Genomic DNA, 17,122 nt, shown 5'->3' with positions numbered 1-17,122 from the left:
TTTCCACGGAGCATTGCCCGCGTGAGGATATACGGCCAGATAGGTCAAAATCAGCGCAGTCCGTCGAAAACATCCGGAAACGACAGCTTTGCAGCGTCAGGATCGATCACCAGCAATGCGTCATAGCTGGCCGGATCAAAAGGATCCTCGGCTGGAATGACTTCACGCTCGAACAACCAGCTAAGACGACCGGCATCCAGATTGCCCCTCTCAAAAGGCTGGTCGCCGAAATGTTGCCAGAGCGCCTCCATAAATCCCGCATCCGCCCGGCGGTCGGCCGGTTTGCGATCACGGAACCGTTCTCGTCTGGTTAGCGGCGTCACGCCCTTGGGATTGGCCCGGCGGATTGTGAATTGGAAATCTGTTCCGGCCAAACGACCGGGAAATCCGCGGTGCTTCAGCATGTTGCTCCTCCGCTGACGTAAATGTCCCCAAAAACATCGAAATCGCATCCTGTGATGGATGAGTTCATCTTGCGCACCTCCAAAGCCGCATTGCTGGTCAGAAACGCTCTGACGATCTGAAAACCGGGTCTCATGATCAGAGCCCCTCCCAGATACACTGCGCCTGCTCCAATCGGTAGGCTTCGAAATACTGCGTGGCGTCAGGTGCGGCTTGTCCAAATTCCGTTGGCCTATCAGACAGCGAGATCACTACGCGTGCCGGTTCCAAATCGTATTCAGCAACATAAGCGACGGCCAGCGTATGGCACAGGTGCTCCATATCGACCGAGGCGACGTCATAGCCGATACGGCCTACGTCGGAACCGATCTTCGGAGCAACAAAGCGGAAACGGACCCAAAGTTCGCCGGGGTTGTTGTCCAACAGAACATCGCTCAGATGCACGGGCTGACCCGAAGGGACAGCCAAATTGGTTTCCGCAACTACAGGGGATGACAGGGTCAAAAGGCCTAGACAAAAGGCGCGACCCCGGACCCACCAAAGGTGAGCTCCTCTCTCCGGGATCGCGCGCGCATGGCTTTTGGCCCGCGCTTTTCTATATCTGGTAAGAGCACTCATTTATCAGCTTTGCCCTCAATGTCAAACTCAAGTCCCTGTCAGGTCTTCGTTACCTAGGACTGCCAAAGGCAATCGGGGTCGAGTTGACTAGAAACCGACCCCGCCCAAGCACTTACAACGGGATGTTGTCGTGCTTTTTCCAGGGGTTTTTCAGCTTTTTGTTGCGCAGGCTTGCGAAAGCGCGCGAAACGCGACGCCGCGTCGATTGCGGCATGATCACCTCGTCGATGAAGCCACGTTCGGCAGCAACGAATGGATTGGCGAAACGGTCTTCGTAATCTTGTGTGTGCTGCGCGATTTTCTCGGCATCGCCCAGATCGGCGCGGTGGATGATTTCGGTCGCGCCCTTGGCACCCATCACCGCGATCTCGGCTGTCGGCCACGCATAGTTGAAATCACCACGCAGGTGCTTCGACGCCATAACGTCATAAGCCCCGCCATAGGCTTTGCGGGTAATCACGGTGACTTTCGGAACGGTCGCCTCACCATAGGCAAACAGCAGCTTTGCGCCGTGTTTGATGACGCCGCCATATTCCTGCGACGTGCCCGGCAAAAAGCCCGGGACATCGACCAGTGTCAGGATCGGGATTTCAAAGCAGTCACAGAACCGCACGAACCGGGCCGCCTTGCGCGAGCTGTCGATGTCCAAGCACCCGGCCAGAACCATCGGCTGGTTGGCGACAACACCGACAGTCTGCCCTTCGAGGCGAATGAAACCGGTGATGATGTTTTTGGCGTAGTCTTCCTGAATCTCGTAGAAGTCGCCCTCATCCGCCACTTTGGTGATGAGTTCCTTCATGTCGTAGGGCGTGTTCGGATTGTCCGGGATCAACGTATCCAACGAGGTTTCAATCCGGTCGGGTTCATCAAAGAACGGACGGACCGGGGGTTTCTCTTGGTTGTTGAGCGGCAGGAAATCGACGAGACGGCGTACTTCGGCCAGCGCTTCAACGTCGTTTTCAAAGGCGCCATCCGCGACCGAGGATTTCTTGGTGTGGGTCGATGCGCCGCCCAGTTCTTCGGCAGTGACAACCTCATTGGTGACAGTTTTCACCACATCAGGGCCGGTCACGAACATGTAAGAGGTGTCTTTGACCATAAAGATAAAGTCGGTCATCGCCGGGCTGTACACTGCGCCACCTGCACAGGGTCCCATGATCACGCTGATCTGCGGCACCACGCCCGAAGCCATGATGTTGCGCTGGAACACCTCGGCATAGCCCGCCAACGAGGCGACGCCTTCCTGAATCCGCGCGCCGCCCGAGTCGTTGATGCCGATCACTGGTGCGCCATTCTGGATCGCCATATCCATGATCTTGCAAATCTTCTGGGCATGCGTTTCCGAAAGAGACCCGCCAAATACGGTAAAGTCCTGGCTGAACACATAAACCATCCGACCGTTGATCGTGCCCCAGCCGGTGACTACGCCATCGCCCGCAGGTTTCTGGTTTTCCATACCAAAATCGGTGCAGCGATGACTGACGAACATGTCGAACTCTTCAAAGCTGTCTTCATCCAACAGCAGTTCGATACGTTCCCGCGCAGTCAGCTTGCCGCGCGCATGCTGAGCGTCAATCCGTTTTTGACCACCACCCAAACGGGCATTGTTACGGCGGTCTTCAAGCTCGGTCAGGATGTCTTTCATGACAGTGATCCCCTAATGTAATCTGGCGGGACACTATACGTTATGCTTGCCAGCCCAAAGCAACTTTCGGCAAATTTGCAAACCTTTGAACATTTATCGATGGCATAATGCAAATCAGCAAATTTCAACGCTGAGATCACAATGCTGATGCCAATCCCAAAATCGCGGACTATACAATTGAACTATGCAGTTCAGATCATCTTCCACTCGACGCTCACCACCATCTATTGCCACGCTTGTGCTATTGTCAGGGCTGTCGGCACTTAGTCTGAATCTCTATCTTCCCAGCCTGCCAAACATGGCTGTTTATTTCCAGACAGACTATAAGGTCATGCAGCTTTCGATCGCCCTGTACCTTATGGTCAGCGCGGTGCTGCAGATTCTTATCGGACCGATCGCAGACAAGGCCGGCCGCAGGCCAGTTTTGCTGTATGGCCTTACCCTGTTCCTGGTGGTGACATTGGGCTGCATCTACGCGCCGAACGCCACGGTCTTTCTGGCGTTTCGGATGTCTCAGGCGATAATAGTCGTCGGCATGGTGCTGAGCCGGGCTGCCGTGCGGGATCTTTACGATCAGGATCAGGCTGCCTCGATGATTGGCTACGTGACTATGGGGATGGCGGTCGTCCCGATGATTGCCCCCGCGATCGGAGGGCTGCTGGAAGAATCCCTCGGATGGAAGGCTAATTTCTGGCTGCCTTTCGTTTTGGGCGCATTGACGCTGATCCTGTGCTTCAAAGACTTCGGAGAAACCTCAGCCAAAAGCGGAAAGACCCTGCTGCAACAGTTTCGAGAGTATCCTGAACTGCTGACGTCTCCTCGCTTTTGGGGGTATTCGCTATCCTCTGCGTTGTCGTCAGGTGCCTTCTTCGCCTACCTCGGTGGAGCTCCATTTATCGGGACCGAGATATTCGGAATGTCAGCCGCAGAAGTTGGCGTATATTTTGGCGCGCCTGCGATTGGGTATTTTGCCGGCAACTTCCTAAGCGGTCGGTATTCCGTCCGATTTGGTGTCAACCGAATGGTCCTGCGGGGCTGCATCTTGAATGCCGCTGGCGTTTTTCTGTCGGCGCTTTTGTTCCTGTTTGGGCTAGGCACACCCCTCAGTTTCTTTGGGCTTATGACATTCGTTGGCCTTGGAAATGGCATGACAATCCCGAACGCTACTTCGGGCGCTCTGTCAGTGCGCCCACATCTGGCAGCAACGGCCGCGGGGCTGAGCGGCGCTATCATGCTGGCGGGTGGGGCTGGTCTCAGCGCACTGGCCGGGTCGCTGCTGACCCGCGAAACAGGGGCGATGCCCTTGCTATGGCTGATGCTGATAACCGCCTTGCTGGCTGTCTTTGCAATTACATCTGTAATCCGGCGGGAACGTCATCTGGGACTCTAGCAATGCTTGCGCCCAGCGATTTGCAAAGTTAATTTCCCACAACGGAATAGTTGCAAAGGCGCGCCATGGCGACCCAGAAACTCTATGCAGGCGCGAAACTGCGCGAGATGCGTACGCGCCTGACCCTGACCCAAAAGGAATTCGCCGCCAAGCTTGGGGTTTCGCTCCCTTATCTTAATCAGATGGAGAACAACAACCGTCCCATCTCGACCACGGTTGTTCTGGCATTGGCGCAGGAATTCGGCATGGACGTGACCGAGTTAAGCACCGGCGACAGCGAACGCCTTGTGTCAGACATGCGCGAAGCACTCGCCGATCCGGTCTTTGACGATGCAATGCCCCCGTTGGCCGATCTGCGACTGGCGGCATCAAATGCGCCTGCGTTGGCCCGCGCGTTTATCGCTTTGCACCGAACTTATCGGCAGACCCACGAACGGCTTGCATCGCTGGACGAAGCATTGGGGCGTGAAGATGCGCAAATTCAAGCCAGCCCCTGGGAAGAGGTCCGGGATTTCTTCCACTATTGCGACAACTACATTGACGCCGTGGATCGGGCGGCCGAGCGTTTCGCGTCAATTGCACAAGAAACCGGCGGCATTCGCGATGCGGCGATCAGCAGCCTGCGAGAAACGGAAATTCGGGTACACATTGCTGATATCAAAGAAACCCGACGGTATGACGCTGACAGCAAAACCCTGTCTCTGTCCTCGCGCAGCACGCCTCAAACGCAGGTATTCCAGCTTTTGCTGCAAGTCGCCCTGATAAACCAGGACAAGCTGCTGGAAGCGACGTTGGACTTTGCCAAATTCCAAACGGATGAAGCCCGCGCCATCGCCAAGATCGGCCTCGCCAACTACTTCGCAGGCGCATCCCTAATGCCCTACAGCGCATTCCTTGGGGCCGCGCAAGACTACCGCCATGATCTGGAGCTGCTCAGCAACCGCTTTGGGGCTTCAATCGAACAGGTCGCTCACCGCCTTTCGACACTGCAACGTCCCGGTGCCAAGGGTATTCCGTTTTTCTTTGTCCGTGTCGATCAGGCCGGTACAATCACCAAACGCCACTCGGCCACACGCCTGCAATTCGCCCGCTTTGGCGGCGCCTGCCCCCTTTGGAACGTGCACCGCGCCTTTGAAACACCGGGCCATTTCCTGCGGCAACTAGCGGAAACCCCCGATGGCGTTCAATACATCTCGTTGGCGCGGGACGTTTCGAAATCCGGGGGATCCTTCGGCGCGCCTGTGCGTCGCTACGCCATCGCGCTTGGATGTGAAGTCCGGCACGCCGAAGCCCTCGTCTATGCAGATAATCTGGATATCAATAACGCCAGCGCCTACGAACCAATCGGAATATCCTGCCGTATCTGTGAAAGGCAGAACTGCCACCAGCGTTCGGTTCCACCACTCGAACGTCGCCTGACCATCGACGCCCATACCCGCAATACCTTGCCTTACGAAGTCACCTGAACTTCACTTAGCCTGAAATATCCCGGGGAAGGCGCTACGTGCCGCGACGGGGGCAGAGCCCCCGCCCTTTTGGCTTATGCTTTGGACAAAATCGCCCAGATCTCATCTTTTAGAACCGCGCGCTTCTTGCGCAATTCACCTTCGGCCAAATCCTCCATGGGCTCGACATTGGTTTCGGCTCGGTGCACCACGCGGTTGATCTCATGGTACTCCTCTGCCAGCCGCGCAAAGTGAGCGTCTGATTGCTTGAGCTGGCTCATCACCTCAACTTTGTCCGGAAACTCTTCGGCCAGTTCATGCGGGGTGTTGGACATTTCTGTTCGCTCCTTAGATTAGTCGTTGCGATTCAGGTTTATAGATGTCTGCGCTACCCCGCTTTGACGCGGATCAAATCACCGCTGTGATGTCGCCCATTGAGGATGAATCCATGGCCGGTCATTGGCCTTAGGCAACGGGTTGCGCCCCAACACATGATCCGAGACCTTCTCCCCGACCATGATGGAAGGCGCATTGAGGTTACCATTGGTAATCTGAGGGAAAACCGAACTATCGGCCACCCGCAGCCCATCCACACCGATCACGCGGCCTTCAGGATCGACAACCGCGTTTGGATCATCCGCACGCCCCATCCGACAAGTTCCGCATGGGTGATAGGCGCTCTCGGCATGTTCGGCGATGAAAGCGTTCAATTCATCATCTGTTTGAACGTCAGCACCGGGCTGGATTTCCTTGCCGGCGTAGGGTTTGAACGCCTCCTGCCCGAAAATCTCGCGGGTCAGGCCGATACAGGTGCGGAAGTCTTCCCAATCCGCCTCATGACTCATGTAGTTGAACTTGATCACAGGGGCATCCTCGGCCCTTTTGGATCGCAATGTCACAGCACCCCGCGACGGCGACCGCATCGGCCCAACATGCGCCTGGAACCCATGCCCCTCGGCCGCCGCCTGCCCGTCATAGCGTACGGCAATCGGCAGGAAGTGGTATTGAATGTCAGGATATTCGACACCCGGCTGCGAGCGGATGAATGCCGCGCTTTCGAACTGGTTCGAAGCCCCAAGCCCGGTTTTCGTGAACAGCCACTGCGCGCCGATCAAGCCCTTGCTGATCAGGTTCCAGTGTTTATACAGCGTGATCGGCTGCAGCGATGCCTGCTGGATGTACAGCTCAAGATGGTCCTGAAGGTTCGCACCCACACCCGGACGATCGGCGACCACCTCAATCCCATGCTCGGCCAGATGCGCCGACGGGCCAATCCCTGACAACATCAACAGTTTGGGCGAGTTGATGGACGACGCCGCCAGCACCACCTCGCGCCGGGCGCGAATGACCTCAGTCTTACCACCGCGCACAAGTTCAACTCCGGTCGCACGGCCATTCTCGATTACGACCTTCGACGCCAGACCCCGCACAATATCGCAATTGTCGCGCTTGAGCGCAGGCTTCAGATACGCATTCGCCGCCGACCAGCGCCGCCCCTTCCAGACGGTTTGCTCCATTGGGCCAAAGCCTTCCTGCTTTTCGCCGTTATAGTCGCCCGTGACCTCGTACCCTGCCTGCTGGCCCGCATCGACGAACGCTTTGAACAGCGGATTCTCGCGCGGCCCACGCGACACATGCAGCGGACCATCGGTGCCGCGCCACGCCGTGTCGCCCCCGTGCCCACCGTCGTGCCAGGTCTCCATGCGTTTGTAATAGGGCAGCACATCCGAATAGGACCACCCATCCGCCCCCATCTCGGCCCAGGTATCAAAGTCCCGCGCGTGGCCGCGCACATAGACCATGCCGTTGATCGAGGAAGACCCTCCGATCACCTTGCCGCGTGGACAGGCCAAACGACGGTTGTTCAGATGTGGCTCGGGCTCGGACTGATAGCCCCAGTCGTAGCGCGACATATTCATCGGATAGCTCAGTGCAGCCGGCATCTGGATGAACGGCCCAGCATCCGTTCCGCCATGCTCGATCACCAGAACCGAGGCCCCTGCCTCGCTTAGCCGGTATGCCATCGCGCAGCCTGCGGAACCTGCGCCGACGATGACGAAATCTGCTTCCATTTTCGGGTCTCCGTTTCCCACCGGTGCACCAAGATTTTCCATCGAAAAACCTTGACCGAACCGAAGGGGGTATTACTAAATCAGTCTGTTATTCTCCGCGGGGAAAGCGTTGGCTTTCCTCGACGACATTCAGGTCCATGTGGTTGCGCATGTAACGCTCGGATGCCTTTTGCAGGGGCTGATAATCCCAAGGGTAGTACCCCCCCTGCCGCAGAGCCTCATACACCACCCATCTGCGGGCTTGACTGGCACGCACATCTTCGTCGAACCGGTTTAGATCCCAACGCGCCTCGGACTTGGCACGCAGGGTTTGCAAGGTGCCTGCATGTTCAGGTTTTTCGGCGAGATTTTCCAACTCATGCGGATCGGCCTCAAGGTCGAACAACTGGTCGGGGTCCAACGCGCAACGGTTGTATTTCCACTTGCCATACCGCAGCGAAACCAGCGGCGCGTATGACGCCTCGGCCGCATATTCCATCGCCACGGGCGCAGTACGCTCGGCGCCTTTAGCCAGCGGCACGAGGTCTTCGCCATCGGTCCATGGTGCGATTTCGGCCATGTCGACACCTGCAAGCGCGCCAAGCGTCGGCGTGACGTCGATGGTCGAGACCGGCGCCTCAATCCGACCCGCTGGTAAATCGGGCGAAGAGATCATCAGCGGCACCCGCGACGAGCCCTCGAAGAAGGTCATCTTGAACCACAGGCCCCGCTCACCCAGCATGTCGCCGTGGTCCGAGACAAACAGGATCGTTGCCTCTTGCCGCGTGGTTTCCAACACTTCGAGAATTTCGCCGATCTTATCGTCCAGATACGAGATATTGGCGAAATAGGCCCGGCGGGACTTTCGGATATCGTCCTCAGAGATGTCAAAGCTACGCCAGTCATTCGCGTCGAAAATCCGTTTGGAATGCGCGTCCTGATTGTCATAGCCAAAGTCCGAAACTTCGGGCAGCAGATGCTCGCAATCCTCATACAGATCCCAATATTTCCGACGCGCCACGTAGGGATCATGCGGATGGGTAAAGCTGACGGTCACGCACCATGGGCGATCGTCCTTGCCGCGCGCCAGATCATAGAGCTTGGCCTTGGCGTTATATGCGACCTCGTCGTCATATTCCATCTGGTTGGAAATCTCGGCCACGCCGGCACCCGTCACCGAACCCATGTTGTGATACCACCAGTCGATCCGCTCGCCCGGTTTGCGATAATCGGGCGTCCAGCCGAAATCGGCGGGGTAGATGTCAGTGGTCAGGCGGTCCTCGAACCCGTGCAATTGATCGGGACCAACGAAATGCATCTTGCCTGACAAGCAGGTATGGTACCCAGCCCGGCGCAAATGGTGCGCATAAGTGGGGATGTCGCTGCGGAACTCGGCCGCGTTGTCATAGACGCCGGTGCGCGAAGGCAACTGCCCGGACATGAAACTGGCCCGACCCGGCGCACACAAAGGTGAGGCTGTGTAGGCATTGGCAAACCGCGTGGACCGCGCTGCCAGTTTCTTGAGGTTCGGTGCATGCAGCCAGTCTGCGGGACCATCCGGAAAGAGGGTCCCGTTCAACTGATCCACCATCAGGATCAGAATGTTAGGTTGTGTCATGTTTCAGCCTCAAGAAAAGTATCGAGCACACGCATCGCGTGGTTGACCGCACGTTCCGGCTTTTCAGGCGCGTTAAGGGCGGCGTGGATATACAGGCCGTCGATCAGCGCGACCATATCCTCTGCCGCCTCAATCGGATCGGACAGCAAAGGGCGCAACGCATAAATCAAGTTCGACCGAATACGCGCCTGATAGATTTGCCACAGACGCAGCGCCTCATCATTGGTTTGTGCCAGCACGTAAAAGGTCATCCAAGCTGCGATCACGTCAGGCGTAAAGCAGGAAGGGGCAAAACAGGACCGGATAATCGCCTGACCACGCTCATTGGGTGCGGCGCCTTTCAACTCCTGCCGGGCCTCGGCCCCGAAATCCGAAAGGATGCGGCGCATGGCGGCCAGAAAAATCTGGTCCTTGCCCCCGAAATAGTGATGCGCCAGCGCGCTGGACATACCGGCCCGTTTGGCAATCTGGCTAACAGTGACATCAAGGGATTTCTTCGCCCCCAGTTCGGCAATCGTGGCTTTGACGATCGCATCCCGACGGATCGGCTCCATTCCGAGTTTTGGCATCGTTACCCCTCCACTGCGCAAGATGAAAAAACGCTAAGAGGTTTTTATTGACCCGTCAATCAATAACGCCTTATTCATCGGAAACAGCTACAGTTTCGGAGCGATACTGGGTGTCGTCAGGCTGCTGCGGTTCAGAACGGCTTCGCGCCAGGCAATAAAGCTGACGGCGGACAGAATCAGAGTGCCTCCGGCAACGACCCAGATGTCGACGCTTTCGTGAAACACCAGCGCACCCATGAGGGTCGCCCAGATCAGCTGCAGAAACGTGACCGGCTGCGTCACCGCCACGGGTGCCGCCTGCAGTGCCAGCGTCATGAAGTAATGGCCCAGAGTGGCAAAACTGGCGACCAGAAACAGCACGCCGAGGTCATACAGACTAGGCGGCGTCCAGACGGCCACCGCGAAAGGGATCAGTGCGAGTGTCACCCAGATCGACATATGCGCCACTACGACTGAGGGCGGCAGGTCCTGCACTAGCCGTTTGGCCAGCAAATATGACGCCCCTAACGTCAGCGAGGTCATCAGCATAGCGATATGTCCCGGCGAAACTTCTCGAAAGCCGGGCCTGAGGATGATGGCAACCCCAATCAGGGCTACTCCAATGGCAGCGATGCGGCGAAACGCCAATGGCTCGCCCAGAAACAGCGCCGCACCAAGTGTCACGTAGACCGGGGTCATGTAGTTCATCGCTGTGACTTCGGCCAAGGGTATCTGGGTCATGGAATAAAACCACAACATCACCGACACCGCGTGAACGATCCCGCGTATGCCGAACAGGGTTAAGTGCCTGCGCGACAACCGTGTCGAGACGATCAGGCGCAGCGCGGGCAAGAGGAAGACCAACCCAAAAACGAACCGCAGAAAAGCAGCCTGTATCGGATCCATGCTGGACCCAAGCGACTTGACCAACGCTGTCATGACCACAAAAGACAACCCGGCCGAGAACATCCAGAACATGCCAGCAACAGGCCGAGCGGGGGCGGTGAGAGTTGTCATGTTAACGGTTCAACACTGAATACCGCTTGGGGACAAGCCCTCAGATCACGACAAGTTTGGCCGCGATCGCCAACATCACCACACCGATAATCATATCCAAGACCTGCCACGCCCTGGCACGGGCGAATATCGGAGACAAAAACCCTGCCCCGTAGCCGAGCGAGAAAAAGAAGACAAAGCTTGCGGTCATCGCACCAACAGCAAAAGCCAACCGGTCCTCGTATTGGGCTGATATCGACCCGATTAGAACGACCGTATCCAGATAAACGTGCGGGTTCAGCCAGGTGAAAGCCAGCACCGTCAGCAGCACAGACCGCAAGCTAGATCGCTGACCGCCCTCTACCTCCATCACTGCGCCCCCGCGCCACGCGGAATTCAGGCTTCGCAACCCGTACCAGGTCAGAAAAATCGCGCCCCCGTACCGCATCGCGGTTTCGAACCAAGGAACCATCTGCGCCAGCGATCCGAAACCGGCCACACCCGCTGCGATCAGGATCGCATCCGACACTGCGCAGGTTAGACAAAGGGGAAATACATGCTCGCGCCGCAAGCCCTGCCTCAAAACAAAAGCATTCTGCGCCCCAATAGCAAGGATCAGGCTAAAGCCGAGCGCAAAACCGGCAATCAGAGACGTGGGCATTAGAACTCCTTAAGCTGTTGGCCAGTTGACTACGATGCCCAAGGCTGCCTATCAAATTAAAGATGTTTAGCCCGATTAAGTTTTACTAATGCTGCTCGACCCCAATCACCTGTCCGCTTTGTCTGCCATTCTGCGTCATGGCAGCTTTGAGGCCGCCGCGTCCGAGCTATCGGTCACGCCTTCCGCTATTTCCCAGCGAATTAAAGCGTTAGAGGACCGGGTCGGTGCCGCATTGATACTTCGCGGCACACCCTGCACCGCCACTCCGGCTGGCCTGCGCATCGCCCAACACGCCGAGGACATCGGATTGCTGGAGGCCCAACTGGCACGTGAATTGACGCTGGACCAAAACACAAACCCTACGCGCGTTCGGATTGCAGTGCCTGCCGACGTGCTGGCAACTTGGTTTATCGACGCCATGGCGCAGGTGGACGACATGCTGTTTGATCTTGTGATCGACGATCAGGATTATTCCGCTGACTGGTTAAAGCGCGGAGAGGTCAGCGCAGCCGTCACTATCGGAGGTCAGCCTGTCGCGGGCTGTGATGCAATCGCGCTCGGGTCGTTGAGGTACTTGGCGACAGCAAGTCCGGCATTCATGCAAAGGTGGTTTCCGAAAGGGGTAAACATCGACAGTCTTGGCAAAGCGCCAAACCTGACATTTAACCGTAAAGACGGCCTGCAAAGAGCCTGGATCACTCAACAAACCGGGCGGCGTCTTTCGCCACCCTCTCACTATCTGGCTTCTTCGCATGGCTTTGTCGAAGCCGCGATTGCCGGGCTGGGATGGGGGATGAACCCCGAAAGCCTTGTAAAGCCAGCGTTGCGCGATGGCAGCCTGTCCCTGTTGCTTCCGGATGCGCCTTACGATGTTCCCCTGACATGGCAAGTCGGGCGCATTCTGGCCCCGGCGCTGCACCCGTTGACCCAAGCGGTGAAACGCAGCGCAAGCAAGGCGTTGCAGCCGGCATAGGTCAAGCCGAAGCCGAGCTTTCTGCCACCGGCAAAACCAGGCGATAGCAGGCAAAGGCCGCGAATACGGCCACCACGACGATAAAAGCAATGGCCCAGGCGACCTCGTGCATATGCGCCACCGCGGCTAGCGCGGCCGAAAGGATGACTGCGACCAGGCGACTGACGCTCTTAATCGCTGCCGCACCTTTGACCCGCTGATCCTTTGGGGCCACGTCCAGATAATACAGTTTTCGTGCGCTGCTGATGCCGGTCACGGCCACCGTCACGATGAACAGCGCGATCGCGTGCAGATGAACATTATGATCCAAGTACAAGAAATGAAAGGTCAAAAGCACCGCCCCAGTGATGGCGACCATCAGGTTGCCCGTCACCATGACCGCCCTATGGGACTTCATGTTCACCACCTGCCACAACGGAGCGGAAACCAGATATCCAGACGCCGAGGAAACGATCATGGCCGTCAGCCCTTTGGCCGAAGCATGGTGCGCCTCAGCCGCGATCAGGGCGAAAAAGGGCACTGAAAGCGTGGCCGCGACCAGAGGCAAGCGCATGATCATGTAGCGCCGGAACCATGCCTCGTTGAACATCGCGGTGATGTCGGTGAAATAGGTGATGAATTTGCGTTTCGGCCCGGGCGCGGTATCGCGGGTGCTTTCATCACCGCTCGCGCCTTCGAACATCGCCAGAATGGCCAGGCCCGACAGGATAAAAAAGCCCACGGACACGAAGATGATTGCCGAATGGCGCGAGAAAGGTGGGTTTTCTTTAACGATCTCATGCACCAAAAGCGCCAGCCCAATGGCGCCAAGCCCTCCGACCCCTAGTTGCAGATAGCGCATGATCATGCGGGATTTGGATTGAACGTGATCGCCCAATAAATCCGTATACATCAGCATCTGCGTCTCATCGACCAACCCGATGATGAAGAAAACAAGGACAAACGCCGCCGCGATCAGTGGCACATAACCCGTCGTCGCAACCCCCAGTGCAATCAGAAGGCAGAGGCCGACCGCGACTTCGGTCAGCGCAATGCCACGTTTCTTGCGGTCGTGGGCCGAAATCGAACGCGCCAGGAACACATCCGCAATCACGCTGCCCACCATGCGAACCGAGACCAGCGCGCCTGCTATGAACATCGGCAATTCCAGCGAGACAGCAAGAAACGGCAGCACGATGGAGGGGCTGCCAAGCGTCCAGGCGATTTGCGACAGGATGCTTTGCCCGGTCAACACAGGCAGGTTTCGTTTAGCAGGGATCGGGGGACTGTCCGTCATGCTCTCATTGCTGTTTTACGAACAGTTTACCGAGTTTAACGCATTCCGCCAAGTACACTGAAAAGGCGCATAAAAAAACCCGACCAGAGGCCGGGTTTTCCTGATCGATTAACGACAGGATCACAGCTGCGCCATGACCTCATCCGTCGCTTCGAAATTGGTCGTCACGCGCTGCACGTCGTCATCGTCTTCCAGCGCATCGACCAGCTTCATCAGCTTTTGCATATCTTCCAGACCCAGCTCGGTCGTGGTCGTGGGTTTCCAGACCAGCTTGGTGGATTCGGATTCGCCCAAGGCCTCTTCCAGCGCGTTGGATACGTCGTTCAGATCGGTATCGGCGCACCAGATGATGTGACCGTCTTCCGAGCTTTCGACATCTTCGGCGCCCGCCTCGATCGCGGCCTCAAAGATCGTGTCTGCATCGCCCGCTTCCGCTTGATAGACAACCTCTCCCTTGCGGTCGAACATGAACCCGACCGAGCCGGTCTCGCCCAGATTGCCGCCATTCTTCGAGAAGGTAGACCGCACGGTCGAGGCGGTACGGTTGCGATTGTCGGTCATCGTCTCGACGATCACCGCCACGCCGTTCGGGCCATAGCCCTCGTACCGGATTTCTTCGTATTCGTCGCCTTCACCGGCCACCGATTTCTTGATAGCGCGGTCGATCACGTCCTTGGGGACCGAGTTCGACTTGGCCTCTTTCACCGCCAGACGCAGGCGCGGATTCTTGTCTGGATCGGGGTCGCCCATCTTAGCGGCCACGGTGATCTCTTTCGACAGTTTGGAAAACAGTTTGGACCGCGCGGCGTCCTGACGTCCCTTGCGGTGCTGGATGTTGGCCCATTTGGAGTGGCCTGCCATAGTGCGTCCTCGTCATCATGTTTGCGTGTTCGGCGCTCATATAGACGTTTGCGGGGGGCAGGATCAAGAGAGCGGCTTGCCCGATATCCCGTCGCAGGTATGGTGGCGACATGACAAGTGATCAAATTATTCTTTTTGCCCTTTTCGCCACGGTTTTCGGAATGCTTCTATGGGGGCGGTTCCGATATGATCTGGTTGCCTTTTCGGCGCTGATGATTGGTGTTGTGCTGGGCGTCGTGCCCGTGGACAACGCATTCGCCGGGTTTGGCCATCCCGCGACCATCATCGTGGCGCTGGTTCTGGTCGTATCCGCCGGGCTGGTCCGCTCGGGCGCGGTGTTTCTGATCACGCGCTCGCTCGTCGATGCCTCGCGCGGGCTTGGCGCGCACATCGCGCTGATGGGCGGGATCGGCGCGGTCCTGTCGGCCTTTATGAACAACGTGGCGGCACTTGCGCTTTTGATGCCGGTCGATATCCAGACCGCACGCAAGGCCGGACGGTCTGTGGGCCTGTCACTCATGCCGCTGAGTTTCGCTACCATTCTGGGTGGCATGGTCACGCTGATCGGGACGCCGCCCAACATCATCATCGCCTCGATCCGGGCGGAAACTCTGGGCGAGCCGTTCCGCATGTTCGACTTCGCCCCGGTCGGCGGGGTCGCAGCCATTGCCGGTCTGGCCTTTGTCGCTCTGATAGGTTGGCGGTTGATCCCAAATCGAGGCCTACAGACCGAAAGCACCGAGGCGCTGGCCGAATATATCGCTGAACTGACCATCCCGCCCGAGTCGCCCCAAATCGGTAAGCGTGTCAGCGAATTATACGAAACCGCCGAGAAATCTGACGTCGCCATTATCGGCCTGATCCGTGACGGCAAGCGCCGCTATGGGCGGTCCGCCCATGCCACACTGCACGCGGGCGACGCGCTGGTGCTGGAGGCCAGACCCGAGGCGCTGGACGAATTCCGCGCGGCGCTGAACCTCGATTTCTCGGACACGCGGCGGCAGGAATTGCTGACCGCCGAGGGCGACGGGCTAGAGGTGATCGAGGTCGTCGCCACCGAGAACGCCCGTATCACCGGACGCACCGCCCAAGGGTTGGGGCTGGCATGGCGCCAAAGCACCGTGCTGATGGGCATCTCGCGCCAGGGTCGTCAGATCACCGAACAAGTCCGCAAGACCGAGGTCGAGGCGGGCGATATCCTGCTGCTGCTCTGTCCGCGTGACCGCAGCGTGGACGTGACCGAGTGGCTGGGCTGTCTGCCGCTGGCCGAGCGCGGCCTGAACGTGACCGCCAATGACAAGTCTTGGCTGGCGATTGGTCTGTTCGGGGCGGCCGTGCTGGCGGCCAGTATCGGGCTGATCTACCTGCCGATTGCGCTGGGTCTGGTCGTGGTGGCCTATGTGCTGACCAAGATCATGCCTATTAGCGAGATCTACAACCATATCGAATGGCCCGTCGTGGTACTGCTGGGGTCGATGATCCCACTCGGCAGTGCATTGGAGACTTCTGGCGGGACTGAATTGATCGCAAATGCGCTGATCCAACTGACCGATGGCCTGCCCGCCTGGGCGATCCTGACTGTGTTGATGGTCGTCACCATGACCCTGTCGGATGTGCTGAACAACACCGCCACAGCCATTGTCGCCGCCCCAGTGGGCATCCAGATGGCCCGCACGCTGGAGGTCTCGCCCGATCCGTTCCTGATGACGGTCGCGGTTGCGGCCTCGGCTGCGTTTCTGACGCCGATTGGCCACAAGAACAACACGCTGGTTCTGGGCCCCGGCGGCTATCATTTCGGCGACTACTGGCGCATGGGGCTGCCGCTTGAGATTTTGATCATCGCGGTCTCGATCCCCTCGATCCTTGTGTTCTGGCCGTTGTGACGGGTAAAGGCTGCGTATGAAACGATTTCTGATCCTGCAATTACGCCCTGAGACGGACGCCTCGGATGCTGAGTATGCCTCGATCCTGGACAAAACCGGGCTAACGCCCGAGCGAACGCATCGCATCCGTCTGGATTGCGAAACTCTGCCTGAGGGGCTCGACGTAACCGATTGCGCAGGCGTGATCGTCGGCGGAGGCCCCGGCTGCGTCAGCGACGACCCCGCAACGAAATCTGACATAGATGCCCGCGTCGAGGCGTCGATCATGGGATTGATGCCGCAGATAACTGCGCAGGACCATCCCTTCATGGGGTGTTGCTATGGCTTAGGCATTCTGGCCGCCCACCTTGGCGGTGCGGTCAGTAAAGAAAAATACGGTGAACCCGTCGGGCCTTCGACCTGCCACGTGACCGAGGACGGTATGCAGGACCAGCTAACGGTAGGGCTGCCCGTAACTTTCGACGCGTTTGTCGGCCACAAAGAGGCGGTTCAAGCACTGCCCGAAGGATGCGTGCATTTGCTGGCCTCTGACCCCTGCCCGTTTCAGATGATCCGTTTCGGCCAGAACGTCTATGCGACGCAGTTCCATCCCGAGGCCGAGGCAAAGGACTTTGAGGAACGCATCAATATCTACAAGCATCACGGCTATTTTCCACCAGAGGATGCCCAGCGCCTGATCGACATCTGCCACGCGGCCGACGTCACCCAGCCGGCACTGATCCTGCGCCGTTTTGCGGAACGCTATGGCTGACCCA

At 58.0% G+C, this 17,122-nt stretch carries 17 protein-coding genes; 5 read left to right on the top strand and 12 right to left on the bottom strand.

Annotated elements, in window-relative coordinates:
* Nucleotides 1-50: 50 nt before the first annotated feature.
* The 4 genes from ABWV79_RS18310 to ABWV79_RS18295 all read right to left on the bottom strand — a co-directional run bounded on the left by ABWV79_RS18310 (nt 51) and on the right by ABWV79_RS18295 (nt 2,665).
* Nucleotides 51-404, bottom strand: a complete 354-nt coding sequence (locus ABWV79_RS18310) for a hypothetical protein (RefSeq protein ID WP_170352485.1) — start codon at nt 402-404, stop codon at nt 51-53.
* A complete protein-coding gene (locus ABWV79_RS18305; RefSeq protein WP_214648750.1) occupies nt 398-538 on the bottom strand; it encodes a hypothetical protein in 141 nt (46 codons plus the stop codon). The genes ABWV79_RS18310 and ABWV79_RS18305 overlap by 7 nt, the downstream gene beginning before the upstream one ends.
* Before the next feature lie 2 nt (nt 539-540).
* Nucleotides 541-870 carry a DUF6497 family protein gene (locus ABWV79_RS18300; RefSeq protein ID WP_353393756.1) on the bottom strand — a complete coding sequence of 110 codons (330 nt, stop codon included), beginning with the start codon at nt 868-870 and terminating at the stop codon, nt 541-543.
* Between the two features lie 262 nt (nt 871-1,132).
* Nucleotides 1,133-2,665, bottom strand: coding sequence for an acyl-CoA carboxylase subunit beta (locus ABWV79_RS18295; protein WP_170753166.1), 1,533 nt, complete (start codon nt 2,663-2,665; stop codon nt 1,133-1,135).
* Between the two features lie 184 nt (nt 2,666-2,849).
* On the opposite strand from ABWV79_RS18295, the gene ABWV79_RS18290 reads away from it, so the two are divergent.
* A complete protein-coding gene (locus ABWV79_RS18290) occupies nt 2,850-4,055 on the top strand; it encodes a multidrug effflux MFS transporter (RefSeq protein WP_353393754.1) in 1,206 nt (401 codons plus the stop codon).
* A gap of 65 nt (nt 4,056-4,120) precedes the next feature.
* On the top strand, nt 4,121-5,521 hold the full coding sequence (locus ABWV79_RS18285; protein ID WP_353393752.1) for a helix-turn-helix domain-containing protein: 1,401 nt from the start codon (nt 4,121-4,123) through the stop codon (nt 5,519-5,521).
* A 74-nt stretch (nt 5,522-5,595) separates the two neighbouring features.
* Here ABWV79_RS18285 and ABWV79_RS18280 read toward each other — a convergent pair whose 3' ends face one another.
* From ABWV79_RS18280 to ABWV79_RS18255, 6 genes are all read right to left on the bottom strand, one after another.
* Nucleotides 5,596-5,835 (bottom strand): HP1242/YdcH family protein, encoded by a 240-nt coding sequence (locus tag ABWV79_RS18280; protein ID WP_170352480.1) that lies wholly within the window; start codon nt 5,833-5,835, stop codon nt 5,596-5,598.
* Nucleotides 5,836-5,913: 78 nt separating this feature from the next.
* Complete coding sequence (betA, locus tag ABWV79_RS18275) at nt 5,914-7,572, bottom strand: choline dehydrogenase (protein ID WP_353393750.1); 1,659 nt, start codon at nt 7,570-7,572, stop codon at nt 5,914-5,916.
* An 88-nt stretch (nt 7,573-7,660) separates the two neighbouring features.
* Complete coding sequence (gene betC / locus ABWV79_RS18270; RefSeq protein WP_353393748.1) at nt 7,661-9,169, bottom strand: choline-sulfatase; 1,509 nt, start codon at nt 9,167-9,169, stop codon at nt 7,661-7,663.
* On the bottom strand, nt 9,166-9,738 hold the full coding sequence (gene betI / locus ABWV79_RS18265; RefSeq protein ID WP_353393746.1) for a choline-binding transcriptional repressor BetI: 573 nt from the start codon (nt 9,736-9,738) through the stop codon (nt 9,166-9,168). Before betI ends, betC begins: the two co-directional genes overlap by 4 nt.
* Nucleotides 9,739-9,825: 87 nt before the next feature.
* Nucleotides 9,826-10,734, bottom strand: a complete 909-nt coding sequence (locus tag ABWV79_RS18260; RefSeq protein WP_353393744.1) for a DMT family transporter — start codon at nt 10,732-10,734, stop codon at nt 9,826-9,828.
* A gap of 40 nt (nt 10,735-10,774) precedes the next feature.
* Nucleotides 10,775-11,374 (bottom strand): LysE/ArgO family amino acid transporter, encoded by a 600-nt coding sequence (locus ABWV79_RS18255; RefSeq protein WP_353393742.1) that lies wholly within the window; start codon nt 11,372-11,374, stop codon nt 10,775-10,777.
* Nucleotides 11,375-11,462: 88 nt separating this feature from the next.
* Between ABWV79_RS18255 and ABWV79_RS18250 the strand changes: the two genes are divergently transcribed.
* Complete coding sequence (locus ABWV79_RS18250) at nt 11,463-12,347, top strand: LysR family transcriptional regulator ArgP (RefSeq protein WP_170753182.1); 885 nt, start codon at nt 11,463-11,465, stop codon at nt 12,345-12,347.
* Between the two features lies 1 nt (nt 12,348).
* On the opposite strand, the gene ABWV79_RS18245 is transcribed toward ABWV79_RS18250, so the two are convergent.
* Both ABWV79_RS18245 and ABWV79_RS18240 read right to left on the bottom strand, forming a co-directional pair.
* Nucleotides 12,349-13,623: an MFS transporter gene (locus tag ABWV79_RS18245; RefSeq protein WP_353393740.1), complete on the bottom strand. Its 1,275-nt coding sequence runs from the start codon at nt 13,621-13,623 to the stop codon at nt 12,349-12,351.
* Between the two features lie 120 nt (nt 13,624-13,743).
* Nucleotides 13,744-14,484, bottom strand: coding sequence for a YebC/PmpR family DNA-binding transcriptional regulator (locus ABWV79_RS18240; RefSeq protein WP_170462050.1), 741 nt, complete (start codon nt 14,482-14,484; stop codon nt 13,744-13,746).
* Between the two features lie 110 nt (nt 14,485-14,594).
* On the opposite strand from ABWV79_RS18240, the gene ABWV79_RS18235 reads away from it, so the two are divergent.
* Both ABWV79_RS18235 and ABWV79_RS18230 read left to right on the top strand, forming a co-directional pair.
* On the top strand, nt 14,595-16,367 hold the full coding sequence (locus ABWV79_RS18235) for an SLC13 family permease (RefSeq protein ID WP_353393738.1): 1,773 nt from the start codon (nt 14,595-14,597) through the stop codon (nt 16,365-16,367).
* A gap of 16 nt (nt 16,368-16,383) precedes the next feature.
* Nucleotides 16,384-17,118: a glutamine amidotransferase gene (locus ABWV79_RS18230; protein WP_353393736.1), complete on the top strand. Its 735-nt coding sequence runs from the start codon at nt 16,384-16,386 to the stop codon at nt 17,116-17,118.
* Nucleotides 17,119-17,122: the final 4 nt, after the last annotated feature.

The sequence above is a fragment of the Ruegeria sp. HU-ET01832 genome (genome assembly GCF_040371315.1).
Classification (GTDB): Bacteria; Pseudomonadota; Alphaproteobacteria; order Rhodobacterales; family Rhodobacteraceae; genus Ruegeria; species Ruegeria lacuscaerulensis_A.
This window is presented reverse-complemented; position numbering and strand designations above follow the sequence as displayed.